Source organism: Flavobacterium hydrocarbonoxydans (assembly GCF_009789235.1).
In the GTDB taxonomy this organism is placed as follows: domain Bacteria; phylum Bacteroidota; class Bacteroidia; order Flavobacteriales; family Flavobacteriaceae; genus Flavobacterium; species Flavobacterium hydrocarbonoxydans.
Genome location: NZ_WSTB01000002.1, coordinates 119906 through 140858, shown reverse-complemented (window position 1 = coordinate 140858; position 20953 = coordinate 119906). Strand labels below are relative to the sequence as shown.

Here is a 20953-nt window from a genome sequence, read left to right as displayed (position 1 = left end):
ATGGAAATTTCTACAAAAAAAAACGCATTCAATTTAATGAATGCGTTCTTTTTTATTTGAAACTAAAAGTATTTTAGATTATCCTTTCAAGCTTGCCACTAAATACTCACGGTTCATACGTGCGATATTTTCAAGAGAAATACCTTTAGGGCATTCTACCTCACAAGCTCCGGTGTTGGTACAGTTTCCAAAACCTTCTAAATCCATTTGGTGTACCATATTTAATACACGATCAGCAGCTTCAACTTTACCTTGAGGTAATAAAGCATATTGCGAAACTTTTGCAGAAACAAACAACATTGCTGATGAGTTTTTACAAGTTGCTACACAAGCTCCACAACCAATACAGGCAGCCGCATCAAATGATTTGTCTGCATCGTCTTTGTTTATCGGAATAGTATTGGCATCGATGGTATTTCCTGAAGTATTTACCGAGATAAATCCTCCTGCGTGCTGAATTCTGTCAAAAGAACTTCTGTCCACCACTAAATCTTTGATTACCGGGAACGCTTTTGCTCTAAATGGCTCGATAAAAATCGTATCACCATCTTTAAACATACGCATGTGTAACTGGCAAGTAGTAACGCCTCTGTCTGGCCCGTGCGCTTCTCCGTTGATGAATAAAGAGCACATTCCGCAAATTCCTTCGCGACAATCGTGGTCAAAAGCTACTGGTTCGTCTCCTTTGTTGATTAATTGCTCGTTAAGAACATCAAGCATTTCAAGGAAAGACATATCTGGTTCAATTCCGTCAATTGGGTAATCAACGATTGCTCCTTTATCCTGGGCGTTTTTCTGACGCCATATTTTTAATGTAAGTTTCATACTTTTTTAGTTTGAAAGTCATAAAGTCGAATGTCTAAAGCCTGTAACTTTGGACTAGGGACTTTGGACTAATTACTATTTATAACTTCTTTGAACTAATTTGATGTTTTCGTAAATCAATGGCTCTTTGTGTAATACGGCATCACTTGGTTTTCCTTTGTATTCCCATGCTGCTACGTATGCAAAGTTTTCGTCATCACGAAGTGCTTCACCTTCTTCAGTCTGGTATTCTTCACGGAAGTGACCTCCACAAGACTCATTACGGTGTAAAGCATCTTTTGCGAACAATTCTCCAAGTTCTAAGAAATCGGCAACACGAGTCGCTTTTTCTAACTCTTGGTTAAATCCATCTGCAGTTCCAGGTACTTTTACATCTTTGTAGAACTCTTCGCGTAAAGCAGCAATTTCTTCGATAGCTTCAGTCAAACCTTTAGCGTTACGTGCCATACCAACTTTATCCCACATGATTTTTCCTAATTTCTTGTGGAAATAATCTACAGAATGTGTTCCGTTATTATTGATAAATTTCTCAATTTGATCTTTCACGCCTTTTTCAGCCTCTACGAATTCTGGTAAATCGGTAGAAATAGGTCCCATTTTAATATCTGGAGCCAAATAATCTCCGATAGTATAAGGCAATACGAAATATCCGTCAGCCAAACCTTGCATCAAAGCAGAAGCTCCTAATCTGTTTGCTCCGTGATCAGAGAAGTTAGACTCTCCGATTGAGAAACATCCTGGAATAGTTGTCATTAAGTTATAATCAACCCATGTTCCACCCATAGTGTAGTGAACCGCAGGGTAAATCATCATTGGCGTAGTATAAGGGTCTTCGTCAACGATTTTGTAATACATCTGGAATAAGTTTCCGTATTTACTTTTTACGATTTCAGCTCCTAATTTAGTTACCAAAGCAGTGTCATTAGCATCTAAACCTTTTACAAAAGCCGCTTCAGTTCCGTAACGTTTGATTGCTGCTGCGAAATCTAAGTAAACTGCTTCTCCGGTTTTGTTAACTCCAAAACCAGCATCACATCTTTCTTTTGCAGCACGAGACGCAACATCACGAGGTACTAAGTTACCAAAAGCCGGATATCTTCTTTCTAAGAAATAATCTCTCTCAGCTTCAGATAAGTCAGTTGCTTTTTTCTTTCCTTCACGGATAGCTTTTGCATCTTCTAAAGATTTTGGTACCCAAATACGACCGTCATTACGTAACGACTCAGACATCAAAGTCAATTTTGACTGATGATCTCCAGAAACCGGAATACAGGTTGGGTGAATTTGTGTATAGCAAGGATTTGCGAAAAACGCTCCTTTTTTATGAATTTTCCAGGCAGCAGTTGCGTTGCTTCCCATTGCGTTTGTAGATAAGAAAAATACGTTTCCGTATCCTCCGGAACCAATCACTACAGCGTGAGCAGAATGTCTTTCGATTTCTCCTGTAACCAGGTTACGCGCGATAATTCCTCTTGCTTTTCCATCAACGATTACTAAATCCAGCATTTCGTGACGGTTGTACATTTTTACTTTTCCACGACCAATCTGACGGTTCATTGCAGAATAAGCTCCTAACAATAATTGCTGTCCAGTTTGTCCTTGTGCATAAAAAGTACGGGAAACCAAAGTTCCTCCAAAAGAACGGTTGTCCAAAAGTCCGCCATATTCTCTAGCCAAAGGCACACCTTGAGCCACACATTGGTCAATAATATTAGATGAAACTTCGGCCAAACGGTGTACGTTTGCTTCACGTGCGCGGTAATCTCCACCTTTTACAGTATCGTAAAACAATCTGTAAACAGAGTCACCGTCACCTTTATAATTTTTTGCTGCATTGATACCTCCTTGCGCTGCAATCGAGTGCGCACGACGTGGAGAATCCTGAAAACAAAATGCTTTTACGTTATATCCTAACTCAGCCAAAGTAGCTGCGGCAGAACCTCCAGCCAAACCAGTACCTACTACAATAATATCTAAATTACGTTTGTTGGCCGGGTTAACTAAGTTGATGTGATTTTTATAATTGGTCCACTTGTCTGCTATAGGACCTTGTGGAATTTTAGAATCTAAGCTCATATAGTTATGCTTTTAAAAAGAAATGAATATAAATAGGTATAATGGCAAAAAGTAAAGGAACAATTAGCGCAAATCCTTTTCCAAATCCTTTAATTATTGGAGAATAGGTAGGATTGTTTACTCCCATAGTCTGAAACGCACTTGCGAAACCATGCCATAAGTGAAAAGCCAAAACTGCCATTGCTAATACATATAATAAAGTAGCAATCAAACCTGTTTTTGCATCCTGAAAAAATGCAACCGTTATTTTATGTAAATCTTTATACCCTTCTTTTACTTTTACTTTTGCAGCAGTATCGTAAAACTCTGTACGGTTTTTAATTTCCAGACCTCCAGTCTCTACCTGGTTTACCGGAATATAACCAGCATCTGTAGTAAGGTAGAAATCTTGTTTTTGTCCTTGATTTTCGATGCTAATGGTTTGCAAAGGGAAATTTTCATCAAAGTGCATTTTTGCCCAGAAATTAACCATGTGTGTCACAATAAAAACTAAGATTATTGTTCCTAAAACAGCCATGTTTCTTGAAGCCCAAGGACTGTTTGCTGCTGCATTGTTTTTTGCATAAGCAATAGGACGTGCTGCACGGTTTTGAAACGTAAGCATTATTCCGTCAATTGCGTGAAATAAAATAGAAATGTAGGTTAAGTAAGAAAGTAATTTTACTGCCGGATTGGTAGTCATAAACAACGCATATTGATTGAAGTGTAATGCGTCGCTAAAAATTAACTGTAAATTTCCAGCTAAGTGACCCGCCAAAAACAAGCATAAAAATAACCCAGTTAGAGCCATCCAGTATTTTTTTGCTAATGATGACTTTAATAGTGCCGATTTTGCCATAAGTATTAGTTTGTTTTGTTTTTAAAATAATCCCACAAAAATAAGGCAATTGCTCTACAACTACAACCATTTCGCTGTTATTTATAATGATTTTAAAAAAAGATTTTTTCTACGTATTTTTACGTATAAAATCCAACATTTCCATTTTATTTTATTATAAAAATTTTCAAAAACACACTTCTGAATTTTTATTTAACAAATTACAGCCGCTTTAATTAGGAAGAAAAATTTATGATATTGTTATTTTAATCAAACTTTTGATTTGTTTTCTTCAAAAGTGTCTTTGAAAAGGAATTTTATGAGTTTAAAAAATTGTCATTTCACAACATAATTTTACCTTTATCTGCTTAAAATTTCAAGAATGAAAACAGGAATTGACGCTATATCTTTTGATGTAGCCAACATACATCTACCTATAAAAACATTGGCAGTTGCCAGAAATATTGAACCCGAAAAATTAGAAAAAGGTCTCGGATTAATCAAAATGACTTTGCCAGACGTACATCAGGACGCTGTAGTTTTTGGAGCAAACGCTTTGACAAAACTGATTATAGACAACCATTTAAACCTTAGTGAAATTAGCCGAATCTACATTGGAACCGAAAGCGGAATCGACAGTTCGAAACCAATAAGTTCTTTCTTAATTAGTTTAATGGAACAAAAATTTGGCGAAGACTCTCTAGCCGAATGCGATGTTGTCGATTTTACTTTTGCCTGTATTGGCGGTGTTGATGCGTTGCAAAACTGTATTGATTTTGTAAAATTAAATCCAAACAAAAAAGCGATTGTTGTTACTACAGATTTTGCCAAATACGATTTAAACTCTACTGGAGAATACACGCAAGGAGCAGGAGCTTTGGCGATGTTGGTCACTTCGAACCCAAGAATTATTGCTTTTAATGACCATTGGGCAACCAGTACAAAAGGAGTTTTTGACTTTTTTAAACCGTACAGAAGTCTTTCGAAAGAAGCGATTACGCAAAACGAAAACAACGATCCCTGGTTTGATAATTTAGAAGCCGAAATCGAAATTCATAAAGACCAACCGGTTTTCGACGGTCAATATTCGAATCAGTGTTATATGGATCGTACCAGAAATGCTTACTTTTCGTTCAAGAAATTAAAAAATACTTCGGAGACGATTTACAATACCTGGAACAGTATCATCATGCACTTGCCGTATTCTTTTCAGGGACGCCGTATGTTGTCTGAAATTTATGCTTTGGACAGCGCTGATAAAATTATTTCTGAAAATATAGAGCCAGCGGATTATGCTAACAAAATAAAAGAAGTTGGAAAATCAGAGGAGTACAGAAAGTTTGTAACCGAGAAATTACAGCCTGCAGAATTGGCTTCTTCGCTGATTGGAAATCTTTATACAGGTTCCATTTTCATGGGATTATTATCTACTTTGGCGCATTATTACGATACTAAAAAAGAAGTTGCAGGAACTAAATTTGGATTCCTGGCGTACGGAAGCGGTTCTAAATCAAAAGTTTTCGAAGGAACGATTCAGCCTGAGTGGCAATCGGCTTTAGCGAAAGCAAAACTTTTTGAAAATCTTGCCGAAAGTACAGAAATAGGTTTTGAAACGTATGAAAGTCTTCATAAAAAAGAACAAAAACAAAGCATCAGAACGCCTAAAAACGAATGGGTTTTAGACCGAATCGAAAAGGAAATTCCTAATTTGATTGGGGCGAGATATTATAAATGGATTGAATAAGTTAAATCCCAAATTCCAATAGAAAACCGAGGCAATTCTGCTTCGGTTTTTTATATAAATAAAAAAATTATACCCAATCTTGTCATTGCGATTTCTATGATAAAAGCAATTTTTTTTTAGGAGCTAATCCCGCTATCCGTTACAATCTTTTGTGGCGAACCCCGCCACAAAAGGATTTTCACTTCTATCGGGGCTAGGGCATCAGTTTTCCATAAGAATGTTTTTGTTAGTTTTGTCAGAAATAACAACGTTCTGTTAAACAACCCTTTAAGAGTTTTAAACTCTGAAAGGGTTTACTTTTTGAAAATTACAAAATCAATCCTTTTTATCCTGTTGTTCTGTCTTAATATAATTTCCTGAGAGCGTTCTGTCTTCGGCGTTCATTCCGTTTGACATTCCGAGCATGAAAGCGGTTATAATGAGCATTATTTTTCTTTTTAACCAATGTGTAAGTGGTTTAGATTGCTCTAAACGTGTTTTATGTTTATACATGTTGAAAATGATAAGTGATTAAATATTTATGATATCATCCTTATGCGTAGAATTGCATAAATGCTAAGAAAAATCTCTTAAGCTTTGTATAAACTTTTATAAGTGTTGTTTGAAGTAATTATTTCATTCATAAAAACAAATTGATTTATGAAAGAACTTAGGTTTTGATGCAATTGTTTTTGTGATTTCTGAAGAATCCTGATTTGAAAACTACAAACAGTTTCAAAATTTAGAAAACTAAAAAATGTTGAAAAAGAAATTTTTGCAATAACTTTTATCTGATTGAATACAAATAAAGGAGCAGTTCTAAATTTTAATTCTTTCTTAGCAATTACAAATGAAGATTGGTAATACGCTGCAGCATTCGAGTGAGAATGTACTGAGGTATCATTTGCCATCACGACAAAAGCCAAAAATAGAGCAATTAGATATCTTGAAAAGTTTTTCAATCTGTTATACTTGAATTGTTTTCCGAATTTACTCAATTATTACTTATAAATCGTAAACTTATTATGCGATAAGGTAAAACCAAGATTTTCGTAAATCAAAACATTTTCTACTCTTTTGCGATTGGTCGTGACTTCGATACTTTTTAGATTGTTTTGGTCTGCAAAAAGTATTATTTTTTCGATTAGTTTTTTTCCAATTCCTTTGCCACGATGGTTTTTATGAATGAAAAACTCCTGAATTTCTCCAACTAATCCGCAGTGATGCAAAAGCTTTTGGGTGTGAAAACTAATAAAACCTAAACCTTCTTTGTCGTTTTCGGCTAATAAATAAAGGTTCCTTGGGTTAGAAATGTTTTCATCGAATATTTCCTTAAAAATGCCAAAGTCTAAGATTTCATCTTCAAGTTCGCAAATGAGGTTATAAACGATATCTAAGTCTCGTTTTTCTACTTTTCTGATTTCAATTTTTGAGTCCATACTTTGAATTTACAAAATTAAGGCTTCTCTGTTTTCTTTTCTGTTAAGAAGCAAAAGCAAACCTAAAGCAAAAACCAGACAACTCACCAACATTAAAATTCCGTTTTTTAATATAAAAAATGAGAAACCTACCATTGGCGCACCAACGATTACCATTAGAGCACTTATGGTATGTGTTTTTATAAAGTTGAAAGCATGTGCTGCCAAACCAACAAAAAGGAAAGACGGACCCACTACTACAAACGGAAACAAAATGGAAGGCGTATTGCTTATATGTTCGCTCAACGCAGCTTTGGCAACTTCGTCATTTCCGTAACTCCACATTATGAAATCGATGGTACAAAGGCCTATGTGAGCCACAACTCCTAAAGCTGTTATGACCGAAGCAACGGTATTTAGTTTGTTTTTTGGAAAAACACTATTGAAAGATAACAGCAAACAAGCCCCAATAAGATTGAACCAATGCGCAAAATCGATTGGTTTTTTGAAATACTCAAAAGCAGCACTATTAGAAAACATAATATAACTCAGAACAAAAAAGAACAATCCGATTAAGCAAATGGTTTTTGGTTTCATATTTTTAGTTTCTTGTATAGACTTTGGTTTTTGGAGTTTGTTACGGTTTAAATTTTTTGCTAGTGCGAGCAAAGGACTTATATCCCACATCTTTTAATATTTTAAATCTGATTATTTAATTTCAAAAAACAATATCTGAAATTTCAATTTCTTCAATCTTTTCATTCTGGCAAATAATACTTAAAAAAACCTCACATTCTATATACTTAATCTCAGTACGTGCATTTCTATATCGATCAAACCCATAAATATAATTATCATGGTTATGCGGATAATCATAAAATTCAAATTCAACTTCAAGCTCTGCTCTAACTTTACATTTAATTATAATTTTTCCATTAGCCATTTCATAGAAAAACAAATCATATAACTCATATATAAACGAGTTTATTACTTTAAAAAACTCCGTGCTTTCATTTGAAGTTTTATTTTTATACCATGAAGTTATTCTGTGTTTTTTCAAGTTTTCAACCTCATTACAGATTCTTTCTGATAAATTGTCTTCAAAAAGTTTCTTATCTAGCCAATCATCATTAATATAATCCATTTTACTTGAATGCCTTTCAATAAAGTCTTTTAATGATTTAAAATAATTAACTTTTATTCCTAATTCATCACATTCTTTCTTTAAACTTTTATGAAGTTCAGACGAGTTCTTATCATCTCCAAAATCTTTAGGATTGTTACTTATAAAAATTACTTGCTTTTCATGATTCCCTTTACAATGATCCAGAATTGTTAACCAAATTACTGCATCTCTAAAGCCTACATCTCCGTCCTTAAAAGGCTTTTCCCTGTTTATGGCTCTTTTTATTATTTCTGGAAGATAATCATTCCTGTAAGAAATTATATTTGATTCATCAATATCCAATTCTTTATTAATAAAATCAATAAAATCAGAAATCTCGTTTTCAACATCTAAATCTGGTCTAATAATATACTCTCTATTTAGATTTTTATTTAATTCAGACCTATGCTTTTCAATATTCATCAAGTTTTCATTTATTGTCCTTCTGTAGACTCCTTTTAGCTCTTCAAATATTATTTGAGGAAAAACAAACTTCGAATCAGTCCTTTTTAAATAATCTTTCAGAACTTTAAAATCCTGTGACCTCAAAAACAAATCATTTCTAAAAATATTAGTATCTAAAACTATATTCATATTCAATTCTATTTATCAACTAGCAATATACAAATTCCCTCAATTGAAAAATTAATTTCCTGTATAAACAATTTACTTTCTATGGAACTTAATAGCCGTCGTGAGGGATAGTAGCAACTACCGAAGTAGTGCGGATAGCCCGACAGCATCCCGACAAGAGGGCGTATAAGCGTAAAGTGAGTTTGCCCTCTTGTCGGGATGGTGGCACGCCCAAATAGCATTATTTATTGGTTGAATCTTTATGTTTTGAATAAATTTTTGGTACGCATCGATTTTGTATTTCTAAGTTTTGTATTTTTATAAAAAGCGATTATTAATATTATATCTTAAAAAACCAGAACAGTATGGGGAAATTTGTTATTACTAAAAGAGCAAACGGTGAGTTTCAATTTAATTTAAAGGCTGGAAATGGCCAAACAATTTTAACCAGTGAGGGGTATGCTTCTAAGGCGGCTTGTTTGAACGGAATTGAATCTGTGAAAACGAATTCGCAGGATGATTCTAAATTTGATAAAAGAGAATCGTCAAGCGGTAAACCTTATTTTAATCTAAAAGCGACTAACGGACAAATCATTGGCGCAAGCGAAATGTACGAAAGTACCTCGGCCAGAGACGCTGGAATTGCATCGGTAAAAACAAATGCTCCTGAGGCCACTACGGATGATCAGGCTTAAAATTTGATTGTAAAATATATGGAAAGCACTCTTTTTTGGGAGTGCTTTTTTTTTGGATGATTTTTTTTTGCCACGAAGTTGCGAAGTCGCAAGGTTTTGATTTGTTTTGTGTTTTTAAGATTAGCGGTATTTAACTATTTGATAACGTGGAGTTGTTTTATAATTCGTAACTTTAAAATAAAATGAACGTCATGGAAATCAATTGGTTAGTATTAGGAGCTTTGGCTGTGGTGTTGGTGGTTTTGGTGCTGTTTTTGATTAAAAAAAATCAGAAAGAGAAAAAGAAACTAGTCGATTTTTTGAATAATGATTACAAAAAACGCGAAGAAAATGAACCTGATTTTGAAGGTACGACAGAACGATAAGTTACTTTTTGGAAATGGTGTAAAAATAAATAACCCTTGTAAAAATAGTATTTACAAGGGTTTTTTTGTGGAGAATATCGGATTCGAACCGATCACCTCTACGCTGCCAGCGTAGCGCTCTAGCCAAATGAGCTAATCCCCCGTGATGTAATGTAGAGAATTCTTATTCTAACTATCACCTTCCCGATTTTCATCGGGACGCTCTAGCCAAATGAGCTAATCCCCCAATCTGAAGGCAAATTAAATCAATTAATTGACAAAATGCAAGTTTTAAAACGCATCAATTGAAAATAGTTGTCAAAACCGTAACTTTACCATCAAATCTATATGTATGAGTGTTGAAAATCAAAGCGGAAGTTTACAAACTACTATTGCTGGAGCCGTGGCTACGGTGCAATTTGGTCATCCCGCAAGCAATTCTTTTCCGCGTTTGTTGTTGGATAAACTTACTGCCGAAATTACTTATTTAAGTACGCATCAGGAAGTTTCAGTTGTTGTTTTGCAAAGCGAAGGCGACAAAGTTTTTTGTGCGGGCGCATCGTTTGATGAACTTTTGGCAGTAGAAAATGAGGAGCAGGGCATTCATTTTTTTTCAGGATTTGCTCTTTTGCTTCATGCGATGCGCAGTTGTTCTAAACTTATTGTGGGTCGTGTTCAGGGCAAAGCTGTTGGTGGTGGTGTTGGCATTATTGCGGCTTGCGATTATGTTTTGGCAACTCCTGAAAGTGCTGTGAAATTGTCTGAACTGGCAATCGGAATTGGTCCGTTTGTAATCGAACCTGCTGTTTCCCGAAAAATTGGTAAAACGGCAATGACGGAAATGACGCTGGCAGCACATGAATGGAAACCGGCAGAATGGGCTTTTCAGAAAGGGCTTTTTTCGGCTATTTATTCTAAAGAAAATCTGGATGCCGAGGTGGAAAATTTTGTTCAGAAATTGAGCAGTTACAATCCGGAAGCATTATTTGAAATGAAAAAAATAATTTGGGATGGAACAGAAAACTGGGATTCTTTGCTATTGGAAAGAGCTAAAATTACTGGAAAATTGGTTTTGTCGGATTTTACTAAAACAGCTTTATTACAGTTTAAAAAGTAAAGAATTTGTGGTTTAAGGGGTAAGTGCTATAAGTTTATTTAATTTCATAATAACTTTGTTTGTATTTTTAGTTATATCAATATTTAGCTAAGTTATTTGTTTACAGTATGATAAATATTTTTTTGTCTTTTAGATCTTAAAATCTTTTTTTATCTGTTCAATCAGTATCATTTTTGGACTATTTTTTTATTTAGTTGGTGTAGCAGATCGTAATCTTATGTAATGAATTCAAAATCTCATATCTTAACGTTTTTGTAATTAAAGCCCATTTCTCGCATCTATTCCTTAAATTTGCAAAAAAAATTCCCGATGAGTAATATCAGAATTACAAAACAATTTAGTTTCGAAACCGGTCACGCTTTGTACGGTTACGACGGAAAATGCAAAAACGTTCACGGTCATAGTTACAAATTGTCGGTAACGGTTATTGGTTCGCCAATTACGGATCGTTCGAATGTAAAATTCGGAATGGTAATCGATTTTTCGGATCTAAAGAAAATTGTAAAAGAAGAAATCGTCGATCAGTTTGATCATGCCACTGTTTTCAATCAGACAACACCGCACATTGAACTGGCAAATGAATTGAAAGATCGTGGACATCACGTGATTTTGGTAGATTATCAGCCAACGAGTGAAAACATGGTGGTTGACTTTGCCGAGAGAATCATCGGACGACTTCCAAGTGGAATTTCGCTTTTCTCATTAAAACTTCAGGAAACAGAATCTTCGTTTGCCGAATGGTACGCGAGTGATAATATCTAAAAATCCCAAAAAATAAATTCCAAATTCCAAGTTACAAGAATAACGTTTTAACCCAAAACCCACAACTCAAAACCCACAACTCTTTCAATGAAAAAAGTATATTTTGCTTCAGACCAACATTTTGGCGCTCCAACTGCTGAGTTGAGTTTGCCTCGCGAAAAAAAATTCGTCGCTTGGCTGGATGAAGTGAAACAAGATGCAGAAGCGATTTTTTTATTGGGCGATTTGTTCGATTTTTGGTTCGAATATAAAACGGTTGTGCCAAAGGGATTTGTACGTGTTTTGGGGAAGTTAGCCGAAATTCGAGACAGCGGTATCCCGATTTACTTTTTCGTAGGAAACCATGATTTGTGGATGGAAGATTATTTTGAAACCGAATTGAATATTCCGGTGTATCATGATAATAAGGAATTTACTTTTAACGGAAAAACGTTCCTAATTGGTCACGGCGATGGAAAAGGACCTGGTGATTTGGGTTATAAAAGAATGAAAAAGGTCTTTACAAATCCGTTTTCAAAGTGGTTGTTTCGTTGGCTGCATCCTGATATTGGTGTTCGTTTGGCACAATATTTATCAGTAAAAAATAAGCTAATTTCTGGCGACGAAGATGTAAAATTTTTAGGCGAAGAAAACGAATGGCTGGTTTTGTACGCCAAACGTAAATTAGAAACCAAACACTACAATTATTTTATTTTCGGACACCGTCATTTACCCATGATTATTCCGGTGGGAGAAAACTCAAACTACGTCAATCTGGGTGACTGGATTGGGTATTTTACTTACGGCGTTTTTGATGGTGAAAATTTTGAATTACAAAAATTCGAAAAATAATTATTTCTTAGCAGCTGGATAAATTCCAATTCGGTGTGTTCTCAGTATGTATTTAGACAGGGCCTTGCTGTTCGAAAGCTGAAATGTAATGGCATTTGAGGATTTTTTCGGCATGTGACATTCCACACAATTATCGGCTAATAATTTTGCAGGCATCATTTTTAGCGTAGTTGCTTTGTGCTCAATTCCCTGATGACACGTCATACAGATTTTGGAATAAGAAGCTAAATTTGGCGAAGCATTTTGGTGCGGATTATGGCATGTTATACAATCCATTTTATCGCTATTTACAAAACATTTGCTTTGCGCCATCAAACGAAATTGATTTCCGTGTACATCAAAATTTGCTGTGTCCGTAATGCTTTTCGTATCCCGATAATAATCCGAAAGGTTATCTCCAGGTTTAAAATCAAAGCGGGATTTCAATTTCATACCATCATTTCCAGCATGACAAAGTGCGCAGGCATCTAGTTTTTGTTGCCTGTTTAGCGATTTATAACTTACGATACTGTTGGCTGCTTTTACGTTTGGGTTTTTCAAATGAAATTCAGCATGTTTTTTTGCAGGTCCGTGACAACGTTCGCAATCAATACCATAAACAATTGTTTTTTTATTGATGACATCTTCCACATCCATCGACATGAAATTTTTTTCTTCCGAACTCTGATTGACGCTTTTGCTACTGATGTTTGAACTATGACAAGCATAACAATCTTTGATGACCTGCCTGTCAAAATAAGGTTTGTCAGCTGGAAAACCGGGACTTGTTGCCCAATTGTGTATAGAATTGTAGTAAGAGAGTGGCAGTTCGTAGGTGTTGTTGCTGCGCCAATATACAGAGGTTTGAGCATGTTTTGTTCCAAATACAATTTCAAAACGATGTGCTTCGACTTCTTTTCCGTTTTTATACAAAACCTGATAAAGGCTGTCGTTGCGTTTTTCCATGACCAGTTTTGTGTTTTTGTCGTAGATGAAAACGTGATTTTTTGAGTCAAAATCACCCAGAACATTTTCCGGAATTGCTGGTGCGGTCGCTTTAAAATGCGAACTATGAGAAGCCATTTCGTATTGTGGCTGATGACATTCTATACAGCTTTCAGAACCTGCATAATCGGTTCCGCGAGGGTCTGTATATTCGTCAGATTTATTGGTACAGTTCACAAAAAGAACTGTTAAAACAACAACAGCAAAAAGTATTTTTGTTTTTTTCATTATTGTAAATATACTTTTTTTAGTGTAATTCTAAAATATATTTTAATAATGAAAATGGATTCTTAAATGATTGTGAATTTGTTTAATTTAGCCCGACTCCATACACATATTCTTCCAGTTCAATCTTGAATAAAGAGCCTTCTACCAAATCTTTGATTGATTTTAATTCTTTTATAGAAACCGCCAAATCTATTTGAGAACAAGGTGTTTTTAATAAAAATTTATGGCAGGAATTTTTCAATTCACAAGCTTCGCAACAAGCATTTTCAGTCAAACTATCTTCGATCAAATCGCAAAACTGGTTCATTTCGTCAAGAGTAAGATAAAAACCAGTTTCCTTAAAAACCAATTGTACTTTATCTGAAATCACTTCTGTCCCTTCTTTCCAGTAAAAAGCGATGCCAAAATTGTTATGATATATTTGTTCTATTTCTCTCATTGTGAATCTTTATTTCAACAAATATAAATATTATTTATATTAATTCTAAATAAAAAATTCATAAAAATGTGATAAAAAAATGAACCATATAAGTGATATAAGTTCATTTTAAAAAAACGAATATTTTTTTACTGGCACATTGTATTGAGGTAAAAAGTTAAACTTTGACCACTTTTGTACCAGGTACTCCTATTTCGTTCCCTGTAAAAGCTGGTTTCTGTTGGAGAAGCAGCAGTTGAAATGGCAAAGAATCTACTGTTTTCATCCTTTTTTACGCTTTGAATCCATTGAATAGTTACCGCAATTTCTCCCATTTCTTTATCCAGATAAATATCAAATGGGTTTAAATCTAAATTATACATACCCAAGAAGCCGTCCTTTACTTCAAAAACAATATCTTTTTCAATTAGAATTTCGGTGGGTAAGTCATTTTCAATTTTATAAAAATTCAATCTGAATTTTACCGACTTAAATTCATTTGATGTAATATTGAAATTAAAATCATTGACTTTGCAATCTTTTTTTATTTTGAATTGCATTCCCTTTTCACGACTTAATCGGTCATCAATGGTTTTGTCCATAGCGTAGAAAAAATTAGAATGCATAAGGCCTAATCCTTTTGAACTTCGCCCAAATTGTTTTGGTTTTGGTTTTTTGAATTTGACTACAACTTCTTTTAAAGTGTTTTCCGAAGGGTCTAAAATTATTTTATTATGAGCAGATTTTAGCTGACTAACCAATATTTTTTTCGTCTCAAAACCAATATGCGAAAATACAATAGTATCATTTGGAGTAACTTTTTTGTCAAGAACTAAATTAAAAATTCCTTTTGTATTAGAAACGGTACCCGAATTTTTATCGGTTATGCCAATATTAACATATTCTAAAAATTGATTGTTTTTAGAATCTCTTATTTCGCCCGAAATGGAAGTTTCCTGAGCTGTTATTCCAAAAGTTAGAAAGAAGAAAGCAAGAGTAATGTTGTATTTCATTTGAAGAAATTTCTTCTAAAGAAATGAAATAGGATTTGAAATCAGAATTACTTTATCCAATTTTTAACATTTTCCAGAAATCTATTCTGTTGATCGACAAAGAGATAATGTGAACAATTTTCTAGTAATGCAAAATGATTTTCGCCCACTAATTTTTTAATTGAATTAATTTGAGTTGATGAAAAAATGCCATCTTCCTTACCATAAATAGCGAAAACAGGAGTGTTTGCTGATTTAATTTTTTGAAGATACGGTGTGCTGTCTATATTTTTGAGCTTTTCATTTTTATAAAAAAGCAACGGTGCATTTTGATTTCTAATATTGGTTTTATAAAAATTGCTTGCTTCGTAATTAGCTCTTAGTTTTTGAGAATCTCCAGTTGGATTTGGCATTTTAAAGTAGTCGTTTTCACCGGCTAAATCAAAGCATTTTTTTCTGTACTCGGCTGAATTTTTATCTAGTTTTTTAATTTCACTAATTCTTTCTGCATATTTTTCTCCAACAGAATTCAAAATGTGATCGTAAGTTTCTTGTTGCGAAATCAAAGCTCCAGCCAAAACAAGTGCATTCACTTTTTTAGGATATTTTTCTGTGAAAAGTGTTGCTACGAGACCGCCAAAACTATGAGCAAGGAGTGTAGCTTTCTTTAAATGGTATTTTTTGTAGATAAAATTTAAGTCCTGAAAAGCTTCATTATAAGTAAATTTTGCATTAGAATCTGTAGATCTTCCTTCGCCTCTGCGGTCGTAAACAATTACGTAAAAGCCTTTATCGGCAAGACTTTGAGCCGTAGTACTTTCAAATAACGTCGAATTTCCGCTTGGGCCGCCATGAATAAAAACAATGGCTTTCTCCTTTTTGTTTCCGTAGGTTTTAATGTAGAGATTTTGCCCGTTTACCAAAAAGGACAACATTAAGAAGAAAGCCAATTGTAATTGTTTCATCTATCCTAAAGTTTTATTTTTTTAAAGCCACATAAATAATAGTGTCTTTGGCGATGTAATGATCTTCTGTTAAATTATAATCTTTTAAGATGAGATTCATTTCCAAAATATCATTTTTAATCTTAACATCATTTTTTTTCAGATATAGGTTTTTTTCAAATTGAAATTCAGCTATATTTTTTTCGAACAATAAATACTTTTTCTCAATTATTTCATATGTACAACAGGCACCTAAAAAACCTCCAAATTTTTTATTAATTTGGATTTGATCATTTTTGAATCTAATGTCATCAGGAGCAAATAAGAAAAGAAAAATAGAGGATAATATAGCTCCGAGAATGCCATCCATTAACCAGCTTATAAAAATTAAACATGGAGAAAATATATAGATTGAAAAATATAATGATACTTTTTTAAAAGGTTTTCGATAGTAAAAAAATAAAACTGAAGCCGAAAAATAAAAGATAACCTTTAGGGAAAAGCGCAAATTCGAAATTAAACTAATTTCGAAGATTGCTTTAAAAATTAAATTCATTATCAATATTGCGAGTATTCCAAAATGAATAATTAGAAGTATCTTTTTAAATTTTATCATTTACTCTGCGTTATGATGATCTTCCATATCCTTGCGAAGATCTAAATTTCTAAATGTAGGTGATTTTATTCCGAAGCCTAAAACGGTCAAAAGCGTCATACTCCCACCAAAAACGACCGATGTTACCGTTCCCATCAATTTAGCTGTTAAACCACTTTCGAAAGCGCCTAATTCGTTTGATGAACCTACAAACATAGAGTTTACGGCAGCAACGCGTCCGCGCATGTGATCGGGAGTTTTCAATTGTAAAATCGTCTGGCGAATTACCACTGAGATTCCATCAGCAACTCCGCTTAAAAATAGCGCCACGACTGAAAGCCAGAAAATAGTCGAAACTCCAAAAAGTATAATACACAATCCGAAGATAAAAATGGCGACTAAAAGTTTCATTCCAGCCTTTTTATACAACGGAACGTATGCCGAAATTAACATCGTGATAAAAGCACCAATTGCCGGAGCAGCTCTCAAAACACCAAATCCTTCCGGGCCTACTTTTAGAATATCCTGAGCAAAAACAGGTAATAAAGCCACAGCGCCTCCAAAAAGAACGGCTACCATATCTAACGAAAGTACTCCTAAAATGGTTTTATTATTGAACACAAATTTGATTCCTTCTTTCAGGCTTTCCATAACCGGTTCGCCAATTTTTGGATTCAGAATTGGTTTTTTACTGATTTGTGATAAGGCAATTAAAGAGAAAACAGAGAATCCGAAAACCAGACACATTGACCAGTGAACACCTATCCAATTTATTGAAAACCCCGCCACCGCTGGCCCTAAAACCGAACCAATTTGCCAAACCGAACTACTCCAGGTAGCTGCATTTGGATAGGCTTTTTTAGGTACAATCAATGACAATAGTGAGAAAATTGTTGGTCCAAGAAAAGCACGAACCAATCCGCCTAGAAATACTAAAAAGTAAATAGAATATAAAATGACGTTAGGGGAGTAGCCACCCACAACTTTTAGCCAGGTCAGTAAAAATAGCCCAAAACTAATTACCGAGAAGCCTAAAATACATTTTACTAATAAACCTTTTTTCTCTCTTTGATCTACAATATGACCGGCAAATAATGCCATTGAAACAGCAGGAATTACCTCCATTAAGCCAATAATTCCTAACGAAAGTGGGTTTTTGGTTAAACTATAAACTTCCCATTCGATTACAATAAATTGCATCGACCAGGCAAAAACCATCGCGAAACGCAACAATAAAAACACGTTAAATTCTCTAAAGCGCAACGCCTGATAAGGATCTTGTTTGTGGGGCTTAGTTTCCATCTGTTCTAATATCTTTTAACATCAATTGAGTCGAAACTTTGTCGTTCCACTCGTTTTCAGCAAGGGTGTAGGCTAACTGAAAAGGTTGTTGGTTTTTTGCGATTTCTATTTTTTTTCCGAGTCCAAAACCAATGGCAGCAATGCCTTCGGAGTTATTCTGTTTGACAAATAATCTCAAATGTTCATCATCTGCACCTAATGTTTTGGCGTAGCCTGTATCTTTTACATTTTGGGTCATAAAAACAGGTGTCATATTCTGAGGTCCAAAAGGTTCGAATTGTTTTAGAATCCGGACTAGTTTAGGCGTAATATCGGTAAAGTCGATTTCAGCATCAATTTCGATTTCTGGCGTTCGCATTTCTGGAAGAATCGTTTCCTCAACTTGTTTTTCGAAAGCGTTTTTAAAATTGATATAATTTTCGGCTTTCAAAGTCATTCCGGCTGCGTACATGTGACCTCCAAATTGCTCCAAATGTTCAGCGCAGGCATCCAACGCATTGTAAACATCAAATCCTTTTACAGATCGTGCCGAAGCCGCATATTTATCACCGCTTTTCGTAAAAACCAAAGTCGGACGGTAATAGGTCTCAATTAATCTTGAAGCTACAATTCCGATCACGCCTTTGTGCCAGTCTTCCTGAAAAACTACCGTCGAAAATCGATCTTGTTCGTTGTTTGCTACAATTTGCTGAAAAGCTTCTTTGGTAATTTTTTTATCTAAATCTTTCCGGTCAGCATTATATTGTTCTATTTCTGATGCAAATTGCTGTGCCTGTTCGAAGTTAAATTCGGTCAATAATTCGACTGCATGATTGCCGTGTTTGATTCTTCCTGCCGCATTAATTCTGGGCGAAATAATAAAAACGACATCAGAAATATCTAAAACTTTCTTTTTTATCTGATGAATTAAAGCCTTGATTCCGGGTCTTGGCGCAGCATTGATGACCTGCAGGCCAAAATATGCCAGCACACGATTTTCTCCCGTAATCGGAACAATGTCGGCGGCAATAGCTGTGGCAACTAGATCTAAATATTCGACTAAATCGTCAATGGTTTCATTTCGATTTTGGCCTAAAGCCTGAATCAGTTTAAAACCAACGCCGCAACCGCACAATTCATCATAAGGATAAGTGCAATCTTCTCTTTTTGGGTCTAAGATTGCAACCGCATCGGGAAGAAATTCCCCTGGACGGTGGTGATCGCAAATGATAAAATCGATATTTTTTTCTTTCGCGTAGGCGATATGATCAATAGATTTTATACCGCAATCGAGCGCAATAATTAGCGAAAATCCGTTGTCGTCGGCAAAGTCAATTCCTTTAAAGGAGATTCCGTAACCTTCGTCATAACGATCCGGGATGTAAGTCGCAATATTTGGATAATGTGATTTTAAATAAGAAGAAACCAGCGAAACGGCTGTTGTTCCATCAACATCGTAATCGCCAAAAACCAATATGTTTTCGTGATTTTCGATAGCCAGTTCAATTCGTGCTACAGCCTTGTCCATATCCTTCATCAGATACGGATCATGCAAATGTTCTAACGAAGGGCGAAAGAAATTCTTGGCGTCTTCGTAAGTTTCAATGCCACGCTGAATCAAAAGCGTTGCTACAAAATCTTCTACATTCAGGGCTTGCGCCAAATGTTTGATTTTATCTTCAGAAGGTTTTGGTTTTATTGTCCAACGCATTGCTAATTTTAGATTTTAGAGTGTTGATTTTAGATTGGAGAAATCGAAAATCGTTTAGTCAGAAATGTAATTTTTATTGCCACAGATTAAAGGATTTAAAAGGATTTTTTAATCTGTGTTAATCTTTTAATCTGTGGCTAAATTATTTAGTGTCAGTTTAGCAAGATGCCTATTTTGCTTCTAAAGCACTTCCTTCAAACTGAATTCCGTCCCAGCCTGTATTGATGAAGTTTCGAATATTCTGATGATTGGTTCCGTTTGGATCACCTAAAACTTCTTCGAAATAAATAGCACCAAAACACGCTAATGTTTCTTCTTGACTTAAGTTTTGCAATTTTGCGAAAGAAAATAATTTGCAAGAACCAGAGTTTTCTCCGGCAGCGTTATGTTGCGTTCCGTTTTGGAAAGCTGTTGGTGTAAAGTTGTAGTTTTCTTCAATCGTAGCAATCGTTTCTGCGAAAGCTATTTCGGTTGGAGTTTGTTTTAGTTTTTCTAAAAAGGCTTGAATGCACATAATGTTGATGTTTTTTTTACCACAAATTGCACAAATTTCCGCTAATTAAATTTGTGATAATTTGTGTAATTTGTGGTGACCATTTTTTTTAATTTTGCTAATTGGTGAGTTCGTGGAGAAATTATTCTTCGTCATCATCCTTCGAAAATTTACTTTTCTTAGGTTCTTTAATTATTGTTTTTCCAGCAACCACAACGACAATTTCGCCTCGTGGAGCTGTTTTTTCAAAATGGGTTAGAACTTCTCTTGCTGTTCCGCGTACATTTTCTTCGTGTAGTTTTGATAATTCTCTCGAAACACAAACTTGTCTGTCTTCGCCAAAATATTGTATAAATTCGGCTAATGTTTTGACTAATTTATGTGGAGAAACATACAAAATCATCGTTCTTGTTTCTTCGGCTAAAGCCAAAAATCGAGTTTGACGTCCTTTTTTGTCAGGTAAAAAACCTTCGAAAATAAATTTGTCATTTGGCAATCCGCTGTTGACCAAAGCAGGTACAAAAGCAGTTGCGCCCGGCAAACATTCCACCTCAATTTTATTTTCGACACAAGCACGAGTCAATAAAAAACCAGGATCAGAAATCGCCGGTGTTCCCGCATCCGAAATTAAAGCAATGGTTTCTCCAGCTTTCAAACGCGCAATCAAATTCTCGGTTGTTTTGTGCTCGTTGTGCATGTGATGGCTGTGCATGTGCGTGCCAATTTCAAAATGCTTCAGCAATTTTCCGCTGGTTCGGGTGTCTTCGGCCAAAATCAAATCGACTTCTTTCAGAATCCTGATGGCACGAAAAGTCATGTCTTCGAGATTGCCAATTGGCGTTGGAACGATATATAATTTAGACATATTTTGTTGTAATATTTAACACAGATTACACCAATTAGCACAAATGATTAAAAGGCTAAAAATTTCACGAATAGAAATTTGTGTAAATCTGTGAAA

The 20953-nt window shown here is 34.8% G+C and carries 22 protein-coding genes and 1 tRNA gene; 6 read left to right on the top strand and 17 right to left on the bottom strand.

Features of this window, described 5'->3' with window-relative positions; genetic code table 11:
* Window positions 1-78: 78 nt before the first annotated feature.
* From GON26_RS03840 to GON26_RS03830, 3 genes are all read right to left on the bottom strand, one after another.
* Window positions 79-825 carry a succinate dehydrogenase/fumarate reductase iron-sulfur subunit gene (locus GON26_RS03840; protein ID WP_160373409.1) on the bottom strand — a complete coding sequence of 249 codons (747 nt, stop codon included), beginning with the start codon at window positions 823-825 and terminating at the stop codon, window positions 79-81.
* Window positions 826-900: 75 nt separating this feature from the next.
* Window positions 901-2901 carry a fumarate reductase/succinate dehydrogenase flavoprotein subunit gene (locus tag GON26_RS03835; protein WP_160373408.1) on the bottom strand — a complete coding sequence of 667 codons (2001 nt, stop codon included), beginning with the start codon at window positions 2899-2901 and terminating at the stop codon, window positions 901-903.
* Between the two features lie 4 nt (window positions 2902-2905).
* Window positions 2906-3739, bottom strand: coding sequence for a succinate dehydrogenase cytochrome b subunit (locus tag GON26_RS03830; protein ID WP_160373407.1), 834 nt, complete (start codon window positions 3737-3739; stop codon window positions 2906-2908).
* Window positions 3740-4100: 361 nt separating this feature from the next.
* On the opposite strand from GON26_RS03830, the gene GON26_RS03825 reads away from it, so the two are divergent.
* On the top strand, window positions 4101-5462 hold the full coding sequence (locus GON26_RS03825) for a hydroxymethylglutaryl-CoA synthase family protein (protein ID WP_160373406.1): 1362 nt from the start codon (window positions 4101-4103) through the stop codon (window positions 5460-5462).
* 569 nt (window positions 5463-6031) lie between these two features.
* On the opposite strand, the gene GON26_RS03820 is transcribed toward GON26_RS03825, so the two are convergent.
* From GON26_RS03820 to GON26_RS03805, 4 genes are all read right to left on the bottom strand, one after another.
* Window positions 6032-6403 carry a hypothetical protein gene (locus GON26_RS03820; protein WP_160373405.1) on the bottom strand — a complete coding sequence of 124 codons (372 nt, stop codon included), beginning with the start codon at window positions 6401-6403 and terminating at the stop codon, window positions 6032-6034.
* A gap of 39 nt (window positions 6404-6442) precedes the next feature.
* Window positions 6443-6880 (bottom strand): GNAT family N-acetyltransferase, encoded by a 438-nt coding sequence (locus GON26_RS03815; RefSeq protein WP_160373404.1) that lies wholly within the window; start codon window positions 6878-6880, stop codon window positions 6443-6445.
* 9 nt (window positions 6881-6889) lie between these two features.
* The gene (locus GON26_RS03810) at window positions 6890-7456 is read right to left on the bottom strand and encodes a hypothetical protein (protein ID WP_160373403.1); all 567 of its coding nucleotides are present in this window, start codon (window positions 7454-7456) and stop codon (window positions 6890-6892) included.
* A gap of 121 nt (window positions 7457-7577) precedes the next feature.
* A complete protein-coding gene (locus tag GON26_RS03805; protein ID WP_160373402.1) occupies window positions 7578-8618 on the bottom strand; it encodes a PIN domain-containing protein in 1041 nt (346 codons plus the stop codon).
* A gap of 344 nt (window positions 8619-8962) precedes the next feature.
* Here GON26_RS03805 and GON26_RS03800 point away from each other — a divergent pair, with 344 nt between their 5' ends.
* Both GON26_RS03800 and GON26_RS21550 read left to right on the top strand, forming a co-directional pair.
* A complete protein-coding gene (locus GON26_RS03800) occupies window positions 8963-9292 on the top strand; it encodes a YegP family protein (RefSeq protein WP_160373401.1) in 330 nt (109 codons plus the stop codon).
* Window positions 9293-9483: 191 nt separating this feature from the next.
* Window positions 9484-9657 (top strand): hypothetical protein, encoded by a 174-nt coding sequence (locus GON26_RS21550; protein ID WP_202110831.1) that lies wholly within the window; start codon window positions 9484-9486, stop codon window positions 9655-9657.
* Between the two features lie 68 nt (window positions 9658-9725).
* Here the strand turns inward: GON26_RS21550 and GON26_RS03795 are convergent.
* Window positions 9726-9799 (bottom strand) — tRNA-Ala (locus tag GON26_RS03795).
* Window positions 9800-9988: 189 nt separating this feature from the next.
* On the opposite strand from GON26_RS03795, the gene GON26_RS03790 reads away from it, so the two are divergent.
* From GON26_RS03790 to GON26_RS03780, 3 genes are all read left to right on the top strand, one after another.
* Window positions 9989-10753: an enoyl-CoA hydratase/isomerase family protein gene (locus GON26_RS03790; RefSeq protein ID WP_160373400.1), complete on the top strand. Its 765-nt coding sequence runs from the start codon at window positions 9989-9991 to the stop codon at window positions 10751-10753.
* Window positions 10754-11062: 309 nt separating this feature from the next.
* The gene (locus GON26_RS03785) at window positions 11063-11515 is read left to right on the top strand and encodes a 6-pyruvoyl trahydropterin synthase family protein (RefSeq protein ID WP_160373399.1); all 453 of its coding nucleotides are present in this window, start codon (window positions 11063-11065) and stop codon (window positions 11513-11515) included.
* A gap of 87 nt (window positions 11516-11602) precedes the next feature.
* Entirely contained in the window at window positions 11603-12346 is a 744-nt protein-coding gene (locus GON26_RS03780) for a UDP-2,3-diacylglucosamine diphosphatase (RefSeq protein ID WP_160373398.1), read from the top strand.
* Here the strand turns inward: GON26_RS03780 and GON26_RS03775 are convergent, their stop codons facing one another.
* The 9 genes from GON26_RS03775 to rsmI form a co-directional block, all read right to left on the bottom strand.
* Window positions 12347-13558, bottom strand: coding sequence for a cytochrome c3 family protein (locus GON26_RS03775; RefSeq protein ID WP_160373397.1), 1212 nt, complete (start codon window positions 13556-13558; stop codon window positions 12347-12349).
* Window positions 13559-13640: 82 nt separating this feature from the next.
* Complete coding sequence (locus GON26_RS03770; protein WP_160373396.1) at window positions 13641-13997, bottom strand: hypothetical protein; 357 nt, start codon at window positions 13995-13997, stop codon at window positions 13641-13643.
* 128 nt (window positions 13998-14125) lie between these two features.
* Complete coding sequence (locus GON26_RS03765) at window positions 14126-14989, bottom strand: carboxypeptidase-like regulatory domain-containing protein (protein ID WP_160373395.1); 864 nt, start codon at window positions 14987-14989, stop codon at window positions 14126-14128.
* 47 nt (window positions 14990-15036) lie between these two features.
* Window positions 15037-15933: an alpha/beta fold hydrolase gene (locus tag GON26_RS03760; protein ID WP_160373394.1), complete on the bottom strand. Its 897-nt coding sequence runs from the start codon at window positions 15931-15933 to the stop codon at window positions 15037-15039.
* Between the two features lie 13 nt (window positions 15934-15946).
* On the bottom strand, window positions 15947-16282 hold the full coding sequence (locus GON26_RS03755) for a hypothetical protein (RefSeq protein WP_160373393.1): 336 nt from the start codon (window positions 16280-16282) through the stop codon (window positions 15947-15949).
* A gap of 246 nt (window positions 16283-16528) precedes the next feature.
* Window positions 16529-17809, bottom strand: a complete 1281-nt coding sequence (locus GON26_RS03750) for an MFS transporter (RefSeq protein ID WP_160373392.1) — start codon at window positions 17807-17809, stop codon at window positions 16529-16531.
* Window positions 17799-19499, bottom strand: a complete 1701-nt coding sequence (gene recJ / locus GON26_RS03745; RefSeq protein ID WP_160373391.1) for a single-stranded-DNA-specific exonuclease RecJ — start codon at window positions 19497-19499, stop codon at window positions 17799-17801. The genes GON26_RS03750 and recJ overlap by 11 nt, the downstream gene beginning before the upstream one ends.
* A gap of 169 nt (window positions 19500-19668) precedes the next feature.
* The gene (locus GON26_RS03740) at window positions 19669-20013 is read right to left on the bottom strand and encodes a HopJ type III effector protein (protein WP_160373390.1); all 345 of its coding nucleotides are present in this window, start codon (window positions 20011-20013) and stop codon (window positions 19669-19671) included.
* Between the two features lie 121 nt (window positions 20014-20134).
* Window positions 20135-20857, bottom strand: coding sequence for a 16S rRNA (cytidine(1402)-2'-O)-methyltransferase (gene rsmI / locus GON26_RS03735; protein ID WP_160373389.1), 723 nt, complete (start codon window positions 20855-20857; stop codon window positions 20135-20137).
* Window positions 20858-20953: the final 96 nt, after the last annotated feature.

What these genes read in the sequence shown, in the direction of transcription:
- GON26_RS03780 (WP_160373398.1), top strand. Translation starts at nt 11,603, where the DNA reads ATGAAAAAAGTATATTTTGCTTCAGACCAACATTTTGGCGCTCCAACT.
- GON26_RS03765 (WP_160373395.1), bottom strand. Translation starts at nt 14,989, where the DNA reads ATGAAATACAACATTACTCTTGCTTTCTTCTTTCTAACTTTTGGAATA.
- GON26_RS03760 (WP_160373394.1), bottom strand. Translation starts at nt 15,933, where the DNA reads ATGAAACAATTACAATTGGCTTTCTTCTTAATGTTGTCCTTTTTGGTA.
- GON26_RS03805 (WP_160373402.1), bottom strand. Translation starts at nt 8,618, where the DNA reads ATGAATATAGTTTTAGATACTAATATTTTTAGAAATGATTTGTTTTTG.
- GON26_RS03800 (WP_160373401.1), top strand. Translation starts at nt 8,963, where the DNA reads ATGGGGAAATTTGTTATTACTAAAAGAGCAAACGGTGAGTTTCAATTT.
- GON26_RS03815 (WP_160373404.1), bottom strand. Translation starts at nt 6,880, where the DNA reads ATGGACTCAAAAATTGAAATCAGAAAAGTAGAAAAACGAGACTTAGAT.
- rsmI (WP_160373389.1), bottom strand. Translation starts at nt 20,857, where the DNA reads ATGTCTAAATTATATATCGTTCCAACGCCAATTGGCAATCTCGAAGAC.
- GON26_RS03775 (WP_160373397.1), bottom strand. Translation starts at nt 13,558, where the DNA reads ATGAAAAAAACAAAAATACTTTTTGCTGTTGTTGTTTTAACAGTTCTT.
- GON26_RS21550 (WP_202110831.1), top strand. Translation starts at nt 9,484, where the DNA reads ATGGAAATCAATTGGTTAGTATTAGGAGCTTTGGCTGTGGTGTTGGTG.
- recJ (WP_160373391.1), bottom strand. Translation starts at nt 19,499, where the DNA reads ATGCGTTGGACAATAAAACCAAAACCTTCTGAAGATAAAATCAAACAT.
- GON26_RS03835 (WP_160373408.1), bottom strand. Translation starts at nt 2,901, where the DNA reads ATGAGCTTAGATTCTAAAATTCCACAAGGTCCTATAGCAGACAAGTGG.
- GON26_RS03825 (WP_160373406.1), top strand. Translation starts at nt 4,101, where the DNA reads ATGAAAACAGGAATTGACGCTATATCTTTTGATGTAGCCAACATACAT.
- GON26_RS03830 (WP_160373407.1), bottom strand. Translation starts at nt 3,739, where the DNA reads ATGGCAAAATCGGCACTATTAAAGTCATCATTAGCAAAAAAATACTGG.
- GON26_RS03740 (WP_160373390.1), bottom strand. Translation starts at nt 20,013, where the DNA reads ATGTGCATTCAAGCCTTTTTAGAAAAACTAAAACAAACTCCAACCGAA.
- GON26_RS03840 (WP_160373409.1), bottom strand. Translation starts at nt 825, where the DNA reads ATGAAACTTACATTAAAAATATGGCGTCAGAAAAACGCCCAGGATAAA.
- GON26_RS03790 (WP_160373400.1), top strand. Translation starts at nt 9,989, where the DNA reads ATGAGTGTTGAAAATCAAAGCGGAAGTTTACAAACTACTATTGCTGGA.
- GON26_RS03810 (WP_160373403.1), bottom strand. Translation starts at nt 7,456, where the DNA reads ATGAAACCAAAAACCATTTGCTTAATCGGATTGTTCTTTTTTGTTCTG.
- GON26_RS03755 (WP_160373393.1), bottom strand. Translation starts at nt 16,282, where the DNA reads ATGGATGGCATTCTCGGAGCTATATTATCCTCTATTTTTCTTTTCTTA.
- GON26_RS03750 (WP_160373392.1), bottom strand. Translation starts at nt 17,809, where the DNA reads ATGGAAACTAAGCCCCACAAACAAGATCCTTATCAGGCGTTGCGCTTT.
- GON26_RS03785 (WP_160373399.1), top strand. Translation starts at nt 11,063, where the DNA reads ATGAGTAATATCAGAATTACAAAACAATTTAGTTTCGAAACCGGTCAC.
- GON26_RS03770 (WP_160373396.1), bottom strand. Translation starts at nt 13,997, where the DNA reads ATGAGAGAAATAGAACAAATATATCATAACAATTTTGGCATCGCTTTT.